This is a genomic window from Bradyrhizobium sp. Ken64, assembly GCF_055807555.1.
The window spans coordinates 131,123-146,324 of record NZ_JBVVPA010000006.1; the positions used below are offsets into that span (position 1 = coordinate 131,123).

Sequence of the window (15,202 nt, forward strand, 5' to 3'; positions counted from 1 at the left end):
TGCCTGACCTACCCCGCCGGCATCCGCGTTTCGACGAGTCGCGCCCAATAGGACGCGCCATGGCCCAGAATGTTGTCGTTGAAGATGTAGCTGGGGTGGTGGCACTCGTTGCCGTCGCCCATGCCGACCAGGATCATCGCGCCGGGGCGCGCTTCCAGCATGAAGGAAAAGTCTTCAGCGCCCATCATGGGAATGAACTTGTCGTTGACGCGGTCGGCGCCGACGATGTCGCGGGCGACGTCGGCGGCAAGGCCGGCCTCGCGCGCATGGTTCATCGTCACCGGATACATCCGCGTGTATTTCGTCTCGGCCGAGCCGCCATAGGCGCGTGCCACGCTGTCGGCGACTTCGCCGATGCGGCGCTCGACGAGATCGCGCACTTCAGGATCGAGCGTGCGCACGGTGCCGCCGAGTTCGGCGATCTCCGGGATGATGTTGAAGGCCGTGCCGGAGTGGAATTGCGTGATCGAGATGACGGCGGATTTCAGCGGATCGACGTTGCGCGCGACGATCGATTGCAGCGCGTTGACGATCTGTGCGCCGATCAGCACGCTGTCGATGGACTTGTGCGGACCCGCGCCGGCGTGGCCGCCCTTGCCGTGGACCGTGATCTGGATGTTGTCGGAGGAGGCGAGCATCGCGCCGGGCGTGGTCGCGAAATGTCCTTCTGGTAGGCCCGGCATGTTGTGCATGCCATAGACCTCCTGGATGTTCCAGCGCGTCATCAGCCCGTCCTCGACCATCGCCTTGCCGCCGCCGCCGCCTTCTTCCGCCGGCTGGAAGATCACCACGGCCGTGCCGTCGAAATTGCGCGTCTCGGCGAGATATTTGGCGGCGCCGAGCAGCATGGCGGTGTGGCCGTCATGGCCGCAGGCGTGCATCTTGCCGGGGACCTTGGAGGCGTAGGCGACGCCCGACGTCTCCATGATCGGCAGTGCATCCATGTCGGCGCGCAGGCCAATGGTCTTGCCCGAGGCGGACTTGCGGCCGCGGATCACGCCGACGACGCCGGTGCGGCCGATGCCCGTCACCACCTCGTCGCAGCCGAACTCGCGCAAGCGGTCGGCGACGATGCCGGCGGTGCGGTGGACGTCGTATTGCAGCTCCGGGTTCTCGTGGAAGTCATGGCGCCAGGCGGCCATTTCGTCGGAGAGGGCGGCAACGCGGTTGACGATGGGCATGGGGAAGGTCCGCCTTGATTTGTAGCCCGGATGAGCGAAGCGAAATCCGGGATCTTTGTGAGAGAAGTCCCGGGTGTCGCTGCGCTCACCCGGGCTACGAATGACGTTCAGCTTTCGCCGAACACGCGCTTGAAGATCGTGTCGACGTGCTTGAAGTGATAGCCGAGGTCGAACTGCTCCTCGATCTCGGCGTCGGTGAGATACTTCTTCACCTCTGCGTCCTTCTTCAGAAGCTGGAGGAAGTCGCCTTCGCCGCGCCAGACCGGCATGGCGTTGCGCTGCACGAGCTTGTAGGCGTCCTCGCGGCTTGCGCCCTTCTGCGTCAGCGCCAGCAGAACGCGCTGCGAATGCACCAGGCCGCCGAGGCGGTCGAGGTTCTTCTGCATGTTGGCGGGGTACACCAGCAGCTTGTCGATCAGGCCGGCGAGGCGGACCAGCGCGAAGTCCAGCGTCACCGTCGCGTCGGGGCCCATCATGCGCTCGGCAGAGGAGTGCGAGATGTCGCGCTCGTGCCAGAGCACGACGTTTTCCAGCGCCGGCGTCACATAGGCGCGCACCATGCGTGACAAGCCGGTGAGGTTTTCCGAGAGCACCGGATTGCGCTTGTGCGGCATCGCGGACGAACCCTTCTGCCCTTCGGAGAAGAACTCCTCGGCTTCCAGCACTTCGGTGCGCTGCATGTGGCGAATCTCCACCGCGAAACGCTCGACCGAGGAAGCGATCACGCCGAGCGTCGAGAAATACATCGCGTGGCGGTCGCGGGGGATCACCTGCGTCGAGATCGGCTCGGGGACGAGGCCCATGGCCTTCGCAACATGCTGTTCGACGCGCGGATCGATCTGGGCAAAAGTGCCGACAGCGCCGGAGATGGCGCAGGTCGCGACTTCCTTCCGCGCCGCGATCAGGCGCTCCCTAGCGCGCGAGAATTCCGCATAGGCATAGGCGAGCTTGAGGCCGAAGGTCACGGGTTCTGCGTGGATGCCGTGACTGCGGCCGATGGTCGGCGTCATCTTGTGCTCGAGGGCGCGCTTCTTCAGCGCCGCCAGCACCTTGTCGAGGTCGGCGAGCAGCAGGTCGGCGGCGCGGGTGAGCTGGACGTTGAGGCAGGTGTCGAGCACGTCGGAGGAGGTCATGCCCTGATGCACGAAGCGCGCCTCGGGGCCAACGATCTCGGCAAGGTGGGTGAGGAAGGCGATGACGTCGTGCTTGGTCTCGCGCTCGATCTCGTCGATGCGGGCGACGTCGAAAGTGGCGTCCTTGGCCTTGGCCCAGACCGTTTTGGCGGCCTCCTTGGGAATCGTGCCGAGCTCGGCAAGCGCGTCCGCCGCATGCGCCTCGATCTCGAACCAGATCTTGAACCGGGTCTGCGGCTCCCAGATCGAGGCCATTTCCGGGCGGGTATAGCGGGGGATCATTGGACTGCTCCAGGAAGGTGGGCGGGCGACCCAGAAGGGGGCGACCTGCCAAAATGCTTTTTACGCCGTGATCTAGCAGAGCGGGGAGGGCGAAACAAACCGCGCCGGCAACGTAGCGGGGGATGATTGGGCTGGACAGGACCATCGGCGGCGGGGCGATGGGCGCCCGCCTCAAGGGGGAGGCCCGCAGATATTAACTGTCAATCACGGATCATTGACTGACAGATATTGAAATCTGTCAGCGAGACGTGTATATCCGTACTCGGACGCTCCGATTGGGCGTCTGGCGGCATCCCGGGAGCCCGACGTCCCAAACAAATGGGGGATTGAGGGTCGCAATTGAACAATCGGGACCGCCAATTGATTGGAGACTTACGACAATGACGACCGAAATCATCAATTTGACCGGGACGATTGGGCATTGGCTCAATTTACTGGTGGCGCGCCAGATCGCGGCGCAGGCTGCAAAACTGCCTCATTAAGGCGAGAGCTTTCCGAAACGACCGGTACGGGCGCTTCGGAAGCAGCTCCGTCGCCGGGTAACTGAGCCCTCAACGGGAACATGGTGCTGGCATGAACGAAGCCGTTGTCTTGACGCCGGAGCGGATCCTCGAAGTCACCGAGGACGTGCTGCGGCGTTACGGACTCGCCAAGGCCACAGTGGTCGACGTGGCCCGTGCGCTCGATGTGAGCCACGGCAGCGTCTACCGCCATTTCCCGAGCAAGGCCTCGCTGCGCGAGGCTGTCGCCAAACGCTGGCTGGACCGCATCGACGCGCCATTACGCCAGCTTGCCGAAGAGCAGGGCCCGGCCCCGGCGCGACTCGACCGCTGGCTGCGCACCCTGTTCGCCGCCAAGCGTTCGCGCGTGCTCGACGATCCCGAGATGTTCGAGACCTATCTGACCCTGGCGCGCGAGGCCTGTGCAGCCGTCAAGTGTCACAAGGACACCATGATCGACCAGATCGCGGCGATCCTGACCGACGGCGTGAAGCAGGGCGTGTTCGAGGTGGACGACGTCAAGGCCACCGCGCGCGCCATTTTCGATGCCACCGTCCGCTTCCACCATCCGGCCCACGCCGACGAATGGAAGGACGCCGATCTTTCGGCGCGTGTCGATGCGACGCTCGCGCTGGTGTTGCGCGGGCTGAAGGCGGCGTGAGGTTGCGAAGCCAACGCGTATCGCAGCTTGGGGCTTGATCCGCTCCTGCTCATGCCTTTGGCGATCGGCAGGATGACGGGCCTGGCCTCGACGATTCTCTCGTGACCACCATCCCATCATCCTGCTTGGCTGTGAGCCGTCAGATGACGAAGTCCGTTGGGTGAAGGGCCGCCGTGTGCACGCCGTCCAACGTGATCGTATCGTTGGCGGTGAGGTGGATCACGGCATCGCCGGCGCTATTGTCGCCGATGAGGCTGGAGACGGCTGCCCAGTCTGCGAAGCCGTAGTCATGCAGGTTGATCACGTCGTGTTCGGTGGTGGTGCTGCCGACAGCCTGGTTGCCTTGATTGAAGTCGTTGATGATGTCCTGGCCGGAGCCCGTGTTGAAGACGAACGTGTCGTTGTTCGGGCCGCCCCACAGGAGATCATTGCCGCCGCCACCGTTAAGGGTATCCGTGCCTCCGGTGATCGAGCCGGGTGAGGAAGGAGCGTAGCTCATCGCATCGCCCGCCAGGCGATCGGGGCTCGATCCCCCGGTGAGGCTGTCGTTCCCGCCGTGAGCATTGCCCGACATTGTGGGAGCGTCGCCGTACAAGGTCGTGCTGAAAGCAGCTCGCTCGCCATCGACGACGGCGGTGAGGATATCGTTCCCGCCCTGGGCATTGTCGGACATGGACGTTCCGGAATCGCCCGACAGGCTTCCTCCTCCGAGCTGGGCGTCGCTGCTCGCCGCAAAGGTCAGGATGTCGTTTCCGCCGACCGCGTTGTCGGTCATGGCGCCAGTGGCATCGCCGCTGAGTGCGTCGCCGCCGCCATTTATCCCATAGTCCGTCGCGCTCAGCGTATCATTCCCGCCGTGCGCATTGCCGCCCATGGCGCCACCAGCGTCCCCGCTGAGCGATCCGAACGATCTCCATCCGGTCGACGCCGTCAGTGTGTCATTTCCGCCTCCCGCGTTGCCCGACATGTCACCTTGGACATCGCCATAGAGATAAACATTGGTGTAGAGCGAGTTGTGGGCATCGACATTGAGGGTGTCGTTACCGCCCTGAGTGTTGTCCGCCATGGATTGGGCATCGCCAACGGCAACGGCATTATCCCAGCCGCCATCCACGCTCACCACGAGACTGTCGTTTCCTCCGTGAGAATTGCCATGCATGGCCGCCAGGTCTTCCCCAACGAGCGTCACGTTCGAGTTGAGACTCGATATGGCTGCCGTCAGCGCATCGTTTCCGCCCCAGTCATCGGTTGCCAACCCGGGATCTCCGAGCACGGTCATGGATTGACCGAAGTCCGGCAGGGTGACTGCGATAGTGTCGTTTGGCAGGTGGTGCATGTCGCTTCACTCCGATTTCATTTCAGTCGCGGGGCCTGAAAGCAGCGGAGTCTTTGCGAGACGCGCTGTGGCCGCGCTTGACGTTGAATCTGCTCGGAGTTGATGGCGGAGATTTGCTTTGGGTTGGATTTCATTGCGGCCGGAGGAACTTCGGCGCGGGGTACGGAGCTCGACCGACGTCAAGTCTACCGCGCGCGCCATCTTTGATGCGACCGTCCGCTTCCACCATCCGGCCCACGCCGACGAGAAGGACGCCGATCTCTCGGCGCGTGTCGATGCGACGCCCGCGCTACGCGGGCTGAAGGCGTAAGCCAACTTCCTTCACGCGTTCCGAAGCCGTGACACCTGACGTGACCTGTCGCGGTTCTATCTCAGACCTTATGGGCAACGCTGCCATTGCCGAGCGAGCGCGGATGATGGGTCTTTTTTCGCGCACGCAAGGCGGCGTTGGCCGAGGGCACGAACGACGGGCTTTCCGGATAGGTATTGACTTCGATTTCGACCACGTCCTTCGACCGTTTTCGAAGGCGGTAGAATGCAAGTTCCTGTTCGAGAATGGGGCAGTGGAATTGGATCGTCGCTGTGTCTGGCAGACGGCAGAGTTCATCGATGAGCTCGCCGACAGTGATGATCGGGGGATGATGGATGGCTTCGCGGATAGCCTTACTCATGGCGCAACTCCCTCACTCCGCTACTAACCACGGCGCGACGGCGTCAGTTCCAATCCTACCCGGCCACACATGATCTAAAGATGCGAGCCGCGCGCCAGCGCCCTAAAGCGCGGGTGCCAAATGCGAGCTGCGCAAGCGCAATATGCCGAACGGGTCTTCGCGCCCCGCGAGTTTGCGATAGGTCGCAAGGTCGTCAAGCGTCGGACCTTCCCCGCGTCTGACATTCACGCCCGCAACCGTTGCAACCGGAATCGACGTGCCGAGGCCTGCGTAGAGATAGTTGTCGCCGAAAGCCTTCTTGAGCGCGGCAAAAGTCGGCTCACCGGTGCAATGTCCCGGGGCTACGCTGTCCACCTTGAACCTGTCCTTGAGGGCGGTAACGACTTTCGCGATAGCTTCGTCAGGTGCGACGACCAGATGAAATCCTCCCGCGACGAGATGAATCCTGGGATTGATACCCGTCGCCGCTTCGACGATGCGCTCGATCCCGGGGTGCGAGCAACCGACCAGAAGGACCATGCCGTCGGCCGTGTTGACAGCCAAGGACAGCTCTTTGAGTTCTCTCGTGCCCGGTGCATCGGAAATCAGCGAGATAAGTGTGATACCGGGAGCGATCTCGGTGGTCTGATCGATCAGTTCGAAGTTCGCATGGGCCCATGCCGTGCCGAACTTCATCACCGCGGGCGGCTTGCCTGCATAGTACCGCATCTCCGGCGGCAAGGCCTCGTCCTTGCGGTAGAAGCCGGACGGCAGAGACGAGCCGTAGATGCCAAATCCTTCCTTTGGCGCGTAGATCTTGACGGTCGGATTGATGCTCAGGAGGTAGGACAAGCCCGCCATATGATCGGAGTGGCGGTGCGACAGAACGACAAAGTCGAGGTCCGAGAGATCAACTCCCTTGGCCTTCACGTTCGCCGCGAAGATTTCGGGATCGTTACCCGTATCGAACAGGATGCGTTTTCCCGCGATTTCGACAAGGGCGGAGAAACCCCAGTCCTTTGTCATCGCCTCATCTGTGCCGAAGGCGTCATAGAGAATGGTGATCTGGTCTTTCGCATCAGCTGCCGCGCTTCCCGTAAGTCCGGTCGCGTAAACGCTGGAGGCGATCAGTGCGGCAAGAAGGCTGTCCCTGATGTTCATGGAAGCGTCTCCTGTTGTCGTGCAAGACATACAACGGGAACGAGGGCGGCTCCGAGAGCCGTCCAAACTGGCTCTCGACGGAAGATCGGAGCCGGACACAGATCCGCTGGCCGCTTGACGCTGTGCCTGTGGTGGAGCCTAGCACAATCTGAGAGAGACTTGGAGACCTTCGCTGGGTGTGGCCAGTCGGGAACCAGATATTCTGGTCGCAGCAAACGGCACGCCGCCACCCTCTAGATCTTTGTCAGCCCACAATTGGCTGCCAGCCGCACCAGCTGCGCATCCGTGCGTGCGCCGGTCTTGGTCTTGATCAGATAGTGATAGTTCTGCACCGTCTTGACGCTGAGATTGAGATGCGTTGCGATCTGTTCGGTCGTGGCGCCGCCGGCGAACTGGCGCAGTATCTCGATCTCGCGTTCTCCCAATTGGTCCAGCGCCGAGCCCGCTGACAGGCTGTCCTCGGCCAGGATGTGCGCGATGTCGTCGCTCATGGCGCGCTCGCCGCGCGCAACGCTGCGGATCGCGGCGACGACCGCGGACGGCTCGCTGCTCTTGGTGACGAAGCCGCTGGCGCCGGCATGGAAGGCTGCCTTCACCAGCACGGCCTCGTTGTGCATGGTGAACACGAGGATCCGCGCCCGCGGGCTGCGCGCGCGGATGTTGCGGATGGCTTCCAGCCCGCTCGCGCCGGGCATCGAGATATCCAGCAAGACCACGTCGGGATCGCGCGCCTTGAAGGCGCCGTAGGCATCCGCGGCGTTGTCGGCTTCCGCCACGACATGCAGATCGCCCTGGCTTTCCAGCACGCGCCGATAGCCTTGCCGCACGATCGGATGGTCGTCGACCAGCAGCACGGAGATGCCTGTTGCCGTAATCTCGTTCATCCCGGCCTCACGCGGCGAGCGGGATGGTGGCGGCGACGCTGAGTCCGCCGCGGGCGGGCAGGATCGAGAATGATCCGCCGGCCGCTGCGACGCGCTCGCGGATGCCGGTGAGGCCGAAGCCGGTCGACTGCGCAACGCGTGCCGCGTTGCCGCCGCCATCGTCCTCGACGCGGATCAGCAACGCATCGTCGTCGCCCGTGCGCCGCTCGACGTGCAGAGAAATCTCGCGTGCCGTGCCGTGGCGCAACGCGTTGGTCAGGCATTCCTGCGCGACGCGATAGGCGGTGGTGGCGGCCGGGCCGCTGATGTCGGTGAGGTCGCCCTTGAGATCGAGCTGGATCGTCGGCCGCGCCGCGCTCTGCGAGCGCCAGCTATCCACCAAATTCACGAGGCTCGCCTCCAGCCCAAGCTCGGCGGGCAGGGGATTGCGCAGGCGCTTCAGCGCGTCGCGCAGCGAGGCCATCAGATGATGCGTGGCCTGCGAGATCATCCGCGCGTCCTGCACGATGTCGCTGTGCTTGTCTGCCTTCGTGCTCGCCGTCTCGATGGTGTTGGCGAAGGCGAGGATGGCCGAGAGATTTTGTCCGAACTCGTCGTGCAGCTCGCGGGCGAGCGCGCGGCGTTCGTCGTCGCGGATCTCGATCAGGCGCCGCGTCAGCGCCGCGCGCTGTTCGGTCGCCTCCTCCAGCCGCGCGCCGAGCTCGCCGACGGCGCTGCCGATCATCGCCAGCTCCATCGAGCGGAAGCGCGGCAGTTTCGTGCGATACTGACCGCGCGCCATGCGCTGCAGGGCGGTCACGATCGTGCGCGCCGGCGCCAGCGCATGTGCAATCGCGAGCGAGGCCAGGAGCGCGATCGCTGCCGCCATCAAAAGCGCGACGTCGATCACGTTGAGGATGTATTCCCAGGCGAGCGAGATGGCGGCCGCTTCATCCGGCGTCGCAACCACCGCTCCGGCGGTCGCCGCGCGGGGACTGACCGGCCGTATCACTTCGGCATGGCTGCCGAGGAAGGTCGGCACGATCGACGCGAACCAGCGCGGCGGCGTCTTGCCCAGCCCCTCACTCTGGCCGCAGAGCGGCTTTTCGAAGGCGATGGCCGGTTGGAATTCGACGCAGACGCCGGGTGAGATCAGCTTCATCGTCTCCAGCGTGCGCCACTCCGGAACCGGCAGAAGTTGCTCGCGTGTTCTGCTGCTACGCAACAAGAATTCGTGCCAGTACAGAGCCTGAAGCGCTTGGGCGACCCGCTGCGCCGAGGCCGCAGTCGCCCGGTCGACGCTGCGATAGGCGTCGAACGTGGCCCAGATGGTCGCCGCGCCAAGGCAGAGGGCGACGATGAGAAACAGACGGGCGACAAGCTGAAGCACAAGGCGCATGCGATCACCCCAAAGTTTGGTAAGGTCAGCCTAACAACGCCGCCGCGCCTTGCCAATTGCGAGGCACGGCAAGATTGAATCTCGGGCAAATTTCCCAAGCCGGATTGGGCATGGCTCTTTGGACCGGGCGCGGCGGCTTTGATCTAATGGGCGGAATTCACGGCCAGGAGCGGTGCAGCATGAGTTCGATGACGATTGGGCCGATCGCGGGGCCTGCTGCCGACCCATCCGAGCGTAGCGCGCTCCTGTTCTGGATGATCTTCACCGGGCTTTCGATCTTCGCCGTCGTGCTGTTGTGGCGGTTCGGCCTGATCCGTCTGATGCTGACCTCGGACCGGACCTACATTTCCAGCTTGATCGCGCTGCTCTATGTCCTCACCTGCGGTCATTGCTTCCTGCGCACGCGGGCCATTGCCCGCGAGGGCGCGGCGGCCCGGCGCTGCCGCGCGGTGCTTGCGGCGCCCGAGGGCGGCAGGGCGCTCGACGCCGGCGCAGCCGAGCTGGCACGCGGGCTGGTGCGGGACCACATCGAGAGCCTCGTGACCAAGGCCGCGGCGCAGGACTACCGGCCTGTCGACCAGACGCTGTTGCTGCGAACGCTCGCCGACCGCCTGCGCGGTTCCAACGGCTTCGGCGCCTTCGTCTCGGACACGCTGATGAAGCTCGGCCTGCTCGGCACCATCGTCGGCTTCATCATCATGCTGGCGCCGATCGCGGGGCTGGATGCCGCCGACAAGGTCGCGATGCGATCCTCGATGGGGCTGATGAGCGACGGCATGGCGGTCGCGATGTACACGACGCTGGCGGGCCTGGTCGGTTCGATCCTGGTCCGCATCCAGTATTACATGCTGGATGCCGCGACCCAGAAGGTATTCTCGGATGCGGTGGTGCTGACCGAGACCTATGTGACGCCGGTGCTGGAGCGCAAGGGTTCTGGAATCAAGGGCGCTGGAATCGCGACATGATGGATGATTTCGGTCTCTATCCGCGCGAGGAGCCGTTCGATCCCCTGGGCGTGATGCTGTTCAAAGCGCTCCAGGTGATCGCTTTCCTGTTCTTCCTGGCGCTGCTCGCGGTCTCGCCGGACGCCAAGGACGGCAAGATCGATTCCAAGGCAGAGTTCATGATCACGCTGGACTGGCCGGACAGCCACCCCGACGATCTCGACCTGTTCGTGCAGGATCCCGTGGGCAATATCGCCTGGTATCGCCACCGCGAGGCCGGCTTCCTCACGCTCGACCGCGACGATCGCGGCGGAGCCAACGACTTCATCATGGTCAACGGCAAGAAGATTGCCTCGCCGATCCGCGAGGAGATCGTCACGGTGCGGGGCATCGTTCCCGGCGAATACACCGTCAATGTCTCACATTTCGTCGCCACGACCGGCGAGCCCGTGACGGCCAATGTGAAGGTGCAAAAACTCAATCCGACGGCGCAGGTGATCTTCGATAACAAGTTCACGGTCGATCACACCGGCGACGAGAAGACCGCGGTGCGGTTCCGGCTCGACGCCGAAGGCAAGGTCGTCAATGTGGACCAGCGGCCGAAATCGCTGCTGGAGACCTTCCGCAGCGGCTGGCGCAACGGCGCCGATCTCGACCCGAACACCGGCGTGAGCAGGAACGCTGTGAGGGTGCGCCGTGACTAGCCTGCAGACGGTCATCCTCACGCTATCGATAGCCTACGCCGTCATCGGCGCGCTGCTGCTGGTCGTGCTCGTCTATGCGCGGCTGCACTGGTCAATCAAGGCCGTTGCCGTGGTCGTGACCAGCGCCTTCTATGTCGTCAGCTTCACGGAAATGCGCGGGCTGCTCGGCTGGGCCAGCGCCGACCGGCTGCCGGCCTCCTTCAAGCTGCTGAAGGCCCGCATCGTCGAGCCGCATTCGCTGGAGGGCGATCCCGGCTCGATCTATCTCTGGGTCGAGCAGCTCGACGAGGACAATCGGCCGAGCGGCATCCCGCGCGCCTTTCGTGTGCCCTACAATGACAGGCTGGCCGACAAGACCCATGCGGCGGAGAACGAGATCGCGCTGGGACATCCGCAAGGCGGCCGGGCCGCCGATTTTGGCGGCGGCGATGGCAGCCTCATCGACATGGTCAGGGAATATGTGACGCCTAAGACCATCATGGAGACGAGCGGAGGCGATTCCTCGACCGGCGAATTCCTGGCACCCCCGGCCGGCGCGCAGGGCGCCGTGTTCACGCCGTTGCCGCCGCCCCGGATGCCGCCGAAGGACGAGCAATAGGCTCTTCACCATCGCGACAGGGCAGTGCTGGCAAACTGCGCTCCGCTGGCGCATGTTCTTGACCTCCCTCAATTTGGCCTTATCGGCTCCCAATAAGGTTCGAGGGTGGAGGGTGCGTGCTTCTCGCTGTCTTCTCGGATATCCACGGCAACCGGCAGGCGTTCGAGGCGTGCCTGAAAGTCGCGCGGGCGCGTGGCGCCGAGCGCTTGATCCTGCTTGGCGACTTCGTCGGCTATGGCGCCGATCCGGAATGGGTGGTGGATACCGCGATGGAGCTCGTTGCCCAAGGCGCCGTCGCCGTGCGCGGCAATCATGACCAGGCGGTGAATTCCTCGGCCGAGACCATGAATGCCGAGGCGCAAATCGCGATCGAATGGACCCGCGGCCGGCTCGACACCGCGCAGCGGCGGTTCCTGGCGGAATTGCCGATGCTGGTGGAGGACGGCGATCGCCTGTTCGTGCATTCGGAAGCCTCGAGCCCCCGAAGCTGGCACTATGTCCGATCGACCGCCGACGCCGCCAAAAGCCTGATCGCGACGCCGGCTCATGTCACGTTCTGCGGCCACATCCACCGCCCGGCGATCTATTCGATGTCGGTGACGGCGAAGATGTCGGGGCTCGTGCCCAAGACCGACGTCTCCGTACCGCTGCTGCGCGGGCGGCAATGGCTTGCGGTGCTTGGCTCGGTCGGCCAACCCCGCGATAGCGATCCATCCGCGGCTTTCGTGCTGTTCGACACCGTCTCGTGCCAGATCACCTATTGCCGCGCGCCCTACGATGTCGAGACGGCCGCGAACCGGATCCGCGAGAACGGCCTGCCGCATTGGCTCGCCGACCGGCTGTCGCAGGGGCGCTAGAGGCCGATGCCGAAACCCCTCGTCAAATCAGGCGCAGAGATCGACGGCTACACGATCGGCGAATGCGTCCATGCCGGCGGCATGGCGACGCTGTGGACGGTCACCCGTCCCGGCCTCGACGTGCCGCTGCTGATGAAGATTCCGCGGGTGTCGGAGGGCGAAGACCCCGCGGCGATCGTCTCCTTCGAGATGGAGATGATGATCCTGCCGCGGCTGGCCGGGCCGCACGTGCCCTCATGTTTCGGCACCGGCGACTTCGCCCACCAAGCCTATGTCGTGATCGAGCGCATCTCCGGGACCACACTCTACAAGCGGCTGCCCGACCTGCCGCTGCCATATGACGAGGCGCGGCAGCTCGTCGCCAGGATCGCGACGGGGCTCGCGGATCTGCACCGGCAGAACGTGATCCATCACGACATCAAGCCGAGCAGCATCATGTTCCGCGAGAGCGGCGAGGCGGTGCTGATCGACTATGGCCTGTCGCATCACAACCATCTGCCGGACCTGTTGCAGGAGGAATTCCGCCTGCCTTACGGCACTGCGCCCTATATGGCGCCGGAACGGTTGTCAGGGGTGCGCGACGATCCGCGCAGCGATCTGTTCTCGCTTGGCGTGCTGCTCTATTTCTTCACGACCGGCGAGCGGCCGTTCGGCGAGGGCGAGACGCTGCGCGCGATGCGGCGCCGGCTGTGGCGCGATCCGCACCCGCCGCGCTCGCTTCGCGCCGACTATCCGCCCTGGCTCCAGGAGGTGGTGCTGCGATGCCTCGAGATCGAGCCGGTGCGGCGCTATCCGACCGCGTCCCAGCTCGCCTTCGATCTCACCCATCCGGACCAGGTCAGACTCACCACACGCTCGGAGCGGATGAAGCGCGATCCGTTAAGCGTCGCTTGGCGGCGCCGCTTCAACCAGGGCGTCATGCAGCCGCGCGCGAAATCGGATGTCGCAGCCCAGATCGCATCAAGCCCGATCCTCGCGGTCGCGCTCGACACGGTGGAAGGCGCCCCCGAGCTGAACGAAGCGTTGCGCGTCACGACCGAGCGTATTCTCGCCACGCTGCCGTCGGCGCGGCTCGCCTGTCTCAACGTGCTGAAGCTCAACCGCATCGCGATCGACAGGACGCTGGATGAGCAGGGCTCCAATAAGCATATCGACCGCTTGGTGGCGCTCAGACACTGGGCCACGCCGCTCAAGCTGGATGAAAGCCGGCTGTCGGCTCACGTGCTGGAAGCCGTCGACCCCGCCGCGGCGATCCTGGAGTTTTGCGAGGTCAACCACGTCGACCACATCATCATCGGTGCGCGGCAGGGCTCGTTCAGGCGCACGCTGCTCGGCAGCGTCTCGGCCAAGGTGGCCTCGGAAGCGGCCTGCACCGTCACCGTGGTCCGGCCGCCGCGAATGGCTGCGGATGCGGGCGAGGAGGCCGGATAGGGCCGCGCTCTGGATCCTGGAGGTTCAGGCCGCGTGAGCGGTGTGGACGGAGCGCTTGCGACGGATCGGCCAGGAGAATTGCGGGCCGGGCTCGCCGTGATCCGCGCTGCCGCCGAAGAACTGGATGATCTCGCGGCAGGGCTCGCAGTTGAACAGGTTACGCGACGCGGATGCCTTGGTCATTTCCTTCAGGCAGTTCGGGCAATGCGGCTTCATGAGTTTGGTCCAGAAAAGAATTCAATGCCGGCGCGGTGACCGGAGCGGGTGATCCAGGTCCGTCTCGGGCCCGGTGTCGTCGCGCATCTCGCCTTCGGTGCGTTCGAGTCGACCGAAGAAAAAATCGAGATCAGGATGCGGGCGCCGCGGGATGCGGCACCGGCGCTTCGGTTGACGTTTCACAAGCGCGATCTGCATGGGGTCAGGCCCGATACCAGTCGCGACGAGCGATGCGGGCCGAGCGTAGCGAGACCTTCACCGGTCCGGCCGATGGACCAAACACAACAAACGCACAAAAACCAAGCCACAACGCCACGCCAGTCCAAACCAGGGTCGTCGTCATGATGTGCTCCCGCGAAACAGGCAAGAATCACTAGCGGTGATTTGCGCGAATCAGGGAAGCCCGGAGGAGTACGGATCAAGGTTGCAAATTTAGGCATTGCGCGCCGCAACACCCGTAGAAGCCGCAGTCGGCGGAGCCGAGCGGGCCCTCAGATCGCCTCGCCGCGTGCACCCGCGGCGGCGTTGCGTATTGCGGCGATGTTGGTCTTGTAGGCGTCCTGCGTGCCGCCCCTGAATACGGACGTGCCGGCGACGAAGGCGTTGGCCCCGGCTGCAGCCAGGGGACCTGCGACGTCGGCCCCGACGCCGCCATCGACCTCGATGTCGATCGGACGGCCCGCTGTCATGGCGCGGATGTCGCGGATCTTGCCGATCGCGGAGGGGATGAAGGCCTGGCCGCCGAAGCCGGGATTGACCGACATCACCAGCACGAGGTCGACCAGGTCCAGGACGTATTCGAGCGTGCTGATCGGCGTGCCCGGATTGAGCGAAACGCCGGCCTTCTTGCCGAGTGCGCGGATCGCCTGAAGCGAGCGGTGCAGATGGGGACCGGCCTCGGCATGCACGGTGATGTGGTCGCAGCCGGCTTTCGCGAAGGCCTCCAGATAGGGGTCACAGGGCGAGATCATCAGATGCACGTCGAAGATCTTCTTGGTGTGCGGGCGCATCGCCTTGATGACGTCGGGGCCATACGAGATGTTGGGAACGAAGTGCCCGTCCATGACGTCGAGATGGATCCAGTCGGCTCCGGCGGCGTCCACGGCGCGCACCTCCTCGCCGAGCCTGGAGAAATCCGAGGCCAGTATCGAGGGCGCGATTGCCAGGGGGCGGGGGACGAAGGCTTGGGTCATGGCGGTTTCCCGTGGCGGCCGTGAAAGATGGACTCGCCTAACATGGGCCCCTCAGCCGGGCAATGCAGGGGCGGCGTGCTTCCTGTGGGCGGA

At 64.5% G+C, this 15,202-nt stretch carries 17 protein-coding genes and 1 pseudogene; 7 read left to right on the plus strand and 11 right to left on the minus strand.

Annotation, left to right across the window (positions count from 1 at the left end; all coding sequences use genetic code 11):
* Positions 1 to 8: 8 nt before the first annotated feature.
* Both AC0L2F_RS12930 and purB read right to left on the minus strand, forming a co-directional pair.
* Complete coding sequence (locus tag AC0L2F_RS12930) at positions 9 to 1,181, minus strand: M20 aminoacylase family protein (protein WP_473248597.1); 1,173 nt, start codon at positions 1,179 to 1,181, stop codon at positions 9 to 11.
* 107 nt (positions 1,182 to 1,288) lie between these two features.
* Positions 1,289 to 2,596 (minus strand): adenylosuccinate lyase, encoded by a 1,308-nt coding sequence (purB, locus tag AC0L2F_RS12935; protein WP_473248598.1) that lies wholly within the window; start codon positions 2,594 to 2,596, stop codon positions 1,289 to 1,291.
* Between the two features lie 573 nt (positions 2,597 to 3,169).
* On the opposite strand from purB, the gene AC0L2F_RS12940 reads away from it, so the two are divergent.
* The gene (locus tag AC0L2F_RS12940; protein ID WP_473248599.1) at positions 3,170 to 3,757 is read left to right on the plus strand and encodes a TetR/AcrR family transcriptional regulator; all 588 of its coding nucleotides are present in this window, start codon (positions 3,170 to 3,172) and stop codon (positions 3,755 to 3,757) included.
* A 139-nt stretch (positions 3,758 to 3,896) separates the two neighbouring features.
* Here the strand turns inward: AC0L2F_RS12940 and AC0L2F_RS12945 are convergent, their stop codons facing one another.
* The gene (locus AC0L2F_RS12945; protein WP_473248600.1) at positions 3,897 to 5,093 is read right to left on the minus strand and encodes a calcium-binding protein; all 1,197 of its coding nucleotides are present in this window, start codon (positions 5,091 to 5,093) and stop codon (positions 3,897 to 3,899) included.
* 166 nt (positions 5,094 to 5,259) lie between these two features.
* Here AC0L2F_RS12945 and AC0L2F_RS12950 point away from each other — a divergent pair.
* Positions 5,260 to 5,403, plus strand: a pseudogene (locus tag AC0L2F_RS12950) (TetR/AcrR family transcriptional regulator); the annotation flags it as partial.
* 61 nt (positions 5,404 to 5,464) lie between these two features.
* On the opposite strand, the gene AC0L2F_RS12955 reads toward AC0L2F_RS12950, so the two are convergent.
* The 4 genes from AC0L2F_RS12955 to AC0L2F_RS12970 form a co-directional block, all read right to left on the minus strand.
* On the minus strand, positions 5,465 to 5,764 hold the full coding sequence (locus AC0L2F_RS12955) for a hypothetical protein (protein WP_473248601.1): 300 nt from the start codon (positions 5,762 to 5,764) through the stop codon (positions 5,465 to 5,467).
* A gap of 102 nt (positions 5,765 to 5,866) precedes the next feature.
* Positions 5,867 to 6,970 carry an MBL fold metallo-hydrolase gene (locus AC0L2F_RS12960; protein ID WP_473248602.1) on the minus strand — a complete coding sequence of 368 codons (1,104 nt, stop codon included), beginning with the start codon at positions 6,968 to 6,970 and terminating at the stop codon, positions 5,867 to 5,869.
* Positions 6,971 to 7,137: 167 nt separating this feature from the next.
* The gene (locus AC0L2F_RS12965; protein WP_473248603.1) at positions 7,138 to 7,788 is read right to left on the minus strand and encodes a response regulator; all 651 of its coding nucleotides are present in this window, start codon (positions 7,786 to 7,788) and stop codon (positions 7,138 to 7,140) included.
* Between the two features lie 7 nt (positions 7,789 to 7,795).
* Positions 7,796 to 9,166: a sensor histidine kinase gene (locus AC0L2F_RS12970; protein WP_473248604.1), complete on the minus strand. Its 1,371-nt coding sequence runs from the start codon at positions 9,164 to 9,166 to the stop codon at positions 7,796 to 7,798.
* Between the two features lie 179 nt (positions 9,167 to 9,345).
* On the opposite strand from AC0L2F_RS12970, the gene AC0L2F_RS12975 reads away from it, so the two are divergent.
* The 5 genes from AC0L2F_RS12975 (at position 9,346) to AC0L2F_RS12995 (ending at position 13,700) form a co-directional block, all read left to right on the plus strand.
* A complete protein-coding gene (locus AC0L2F_RS12975) occupies positions 9,346 to 10,131 on the plus strand; it encodes a MotA/TolQ/ExbB proton channel family protein (RefSeq protein ID WP_473248605.1) in 786 nt (261 codons plus the stop codon).
* The gene (locus AC0L2F_RS12980) at positions 10,128 to 10,814 is read left to right on the plus strand and encodes a hypothetical protein (RefSeq protein ID WP_063995787.1); all 687 of its coding nucleotides are present in this window, start codon (positions 10,128 to 10,130) and stop codon (positions 10,812 to 10,814) included. Before AC0L2F_RS12975 ends, AC0L2F_RS12980 begins: the two co-directional genes overlap by 4 nt.
* Positions 10,807 to 11,412 (plus strand): hypothetical protein, encoded by a 606-nt coding sequence (locus tag AC0L2F_RS12985; RefSeq protein ID WP_473248606.1) that lies wholly within the window; start codon positions 10,807 to 10,809, stop codon positions 11,410 to 11,412. The genes AC0L2F_RS12980 and AC0L2F_RS12985 overlap by 8 nt, the downstream gene beginning before the upstream one ends.
* A gap of 116 nt (positions 11,413 to 11,528) precedes the next feature.
* Entirely contained in the window at positions 11,529 to 12,269 is a 741-nt protein-coding gene (locus AC0L2F_RS12990) for a metallophosphoesterase family protein (RefSeq protein ID WP_473248608.1), read from the plus strand.
* Between the two features lie 6 nt (positions 12,270 to 12,275).
* Positions 12,276 to 13,700 carry a protein kinase domain-containing protein gene (locus AC0L2F_RS12995; protein ID WP_473248609.1) on the plus strand — a complete coding sequence of 475 codons (1,425 nt, stop codon included), beginning with the start codon at positions 12,276 to 12,278 and terminating at the stop codon, positions 13,698 to 13,700.
* 24 nt (positions 13,701 to 13,724) lie between these two features.
* Here the strand turns inward: AC0L2F_RS12995 and AC0L2F_RS13000 are convergent, their stop codons facing one another.
* From AC0L2F_RS13000 to rpe, 4 genes are all read right to left on the minus strand, one after another.
* Positions 13,725 to 13,916, minus strand: a complete 192-nt coding sequence (locus tag AC0L2F_RS13000; RefSeq protein ID WP_007602380.1) for a hypothetical protein — start codon at positions 13,914 to 13,916, stop codon at positions 13,725 to 13,727.
* Between the two features lie 21 nt (positions 13,917 to 13,937).
* Complete coding sequence (locus AC0L2F_RS13005) at positions 13,938 to 14,114, minus strand: hypothetical protein (RefSeq protein WP_198034867.1); 177 nt, start codon at positions 14,112 to 14,114, stop codon at positions 13,938 to 13,940.
* Between the two features lie 4 nt (positions 14,115 to 14,118).
* Positions 14,119 to 14,259 (minus strand): hypothetical protein, encoded by a 141-nt coding sequence (locus AC0L2F_RS13010; RefSeq protein WP_007612044.1) that lies wholly within the window; start codon positions 14,257 to 14,259, stop codon positions 14,119 to 14,121.
* A 148-nt stretch (positions 14,260 to 14,407) separates the two neighbouring features.
* Positions 14,408 to 15,109 (minus strand): ribulose-phosphate 3-epimerase, encoded by a 702-nt coding sequence (gene rpe / locus AC0L2F_RS13015; protein ID WP_473248610.1) that lies wholly within the window; start codon positions 15,107 to 15,109, stop codon positions 14,408 to 14,410.
* Between the last annotated feature and the right edge of the window lie 93 nt (positions 15,110 to 15,202).

Coding starts and splice junctions, on each gene's coding strand:
- AC0L2F_RS12930 (WP_473248597.1), bottom strand. CDS start 1,181: ATGCCCATCGTCAACCGCGTTGCCGCCCTCTCCGACGAAATGGCCGCC.
- purB (WP_473248598.1), bottom strand. CDS start 2,596: ATGATCCCCCGCTATACCCGCCCGGAAATGGCCTCGATCTGGGAGCCG.
- AC0L2F_RS12940 (WP_473248599.1), top strand. CDS start 3,170: ATGAACGAAGCCGTTGTCTTGACGCCGGAGCGGATCCTCGAAGTCACC.
- AC0L2F_RS12945 (WP_473248600.1), bottom strand. CDS start 5,093: ATGCACCACCTGCCAAACGACACTATCGCAGTCACCCTGCCGGACTTC.
- AC0L2F_RS12955 (WP_473248601.1), bottom strand. CDS start 5,764: ATGAGTAAGGCTATCCGCGAAGCCATCCATCATCCCCCGATCATCACT.
- AC0L2F_RS12965 (WP_473248603.1), bottom strand. CDS start 7,788: ATGAACGAGATTACGGCAACAGGCATCTCCGTGCTGCTGGTCGACGAC.
- AC0L2F_RS12970 (WP_473248604.1), bottom strand. CDS start 9,166: ATGCGCCTTGTGCTTCAGCTTGTCGCCCGTCTGTTTCTCATCGTCGCC.
- AC0L2F_RS12975 (WP_473248605.1), top strand. CDS start 9,346: ATGAGTTCGATGACGATTGGGCCGATCGCGGGGCCTGCTGCCGACCCA.
- AC0L2F_RS12980 (WP_063995787.1), top strand. CDS start 10,128: ATGATGGATGATTTCGGTCTCTATCCGCGCGAGGAGCCGTTCGATCCC.
- AC0L2F_RS12995 (WP_473248609.1), top strand. CDS start 12,276: ATGCCGAAACCCCTCGTCAAATCAGGCGCAGAGATCGACGGCTACACG.
- AC0L2F_RS13000 (WP_007602380.1), bottom strand. CDS start 13,916: ATGAAGCCGCATTGCCCGAACTGCCTGAAGGAAATGACCAAGGCATCC.
- AC0L2F_RS13005 (WP_198034867.1), bottom strand. CDS start 14,114: ATGCAGATCGCGCTTGTGAAACGTCAACCGAAGCGCCGGTGCCGCATC.
- AC0L2F_RS13010 (WP_007612044.1), bottom strand. CDS start 14,259: ATGACGACGACCCTGGTTTGGACTGGCGTGGCGTTGTGGCTTGGTTTT.
- rpe (WP_473248610.1), bottom strand. CDS start 15,109: ATGACCCAAGCCTTCGTCCCCCGCCCCCTGGCAATCGCGCCCTCGATA.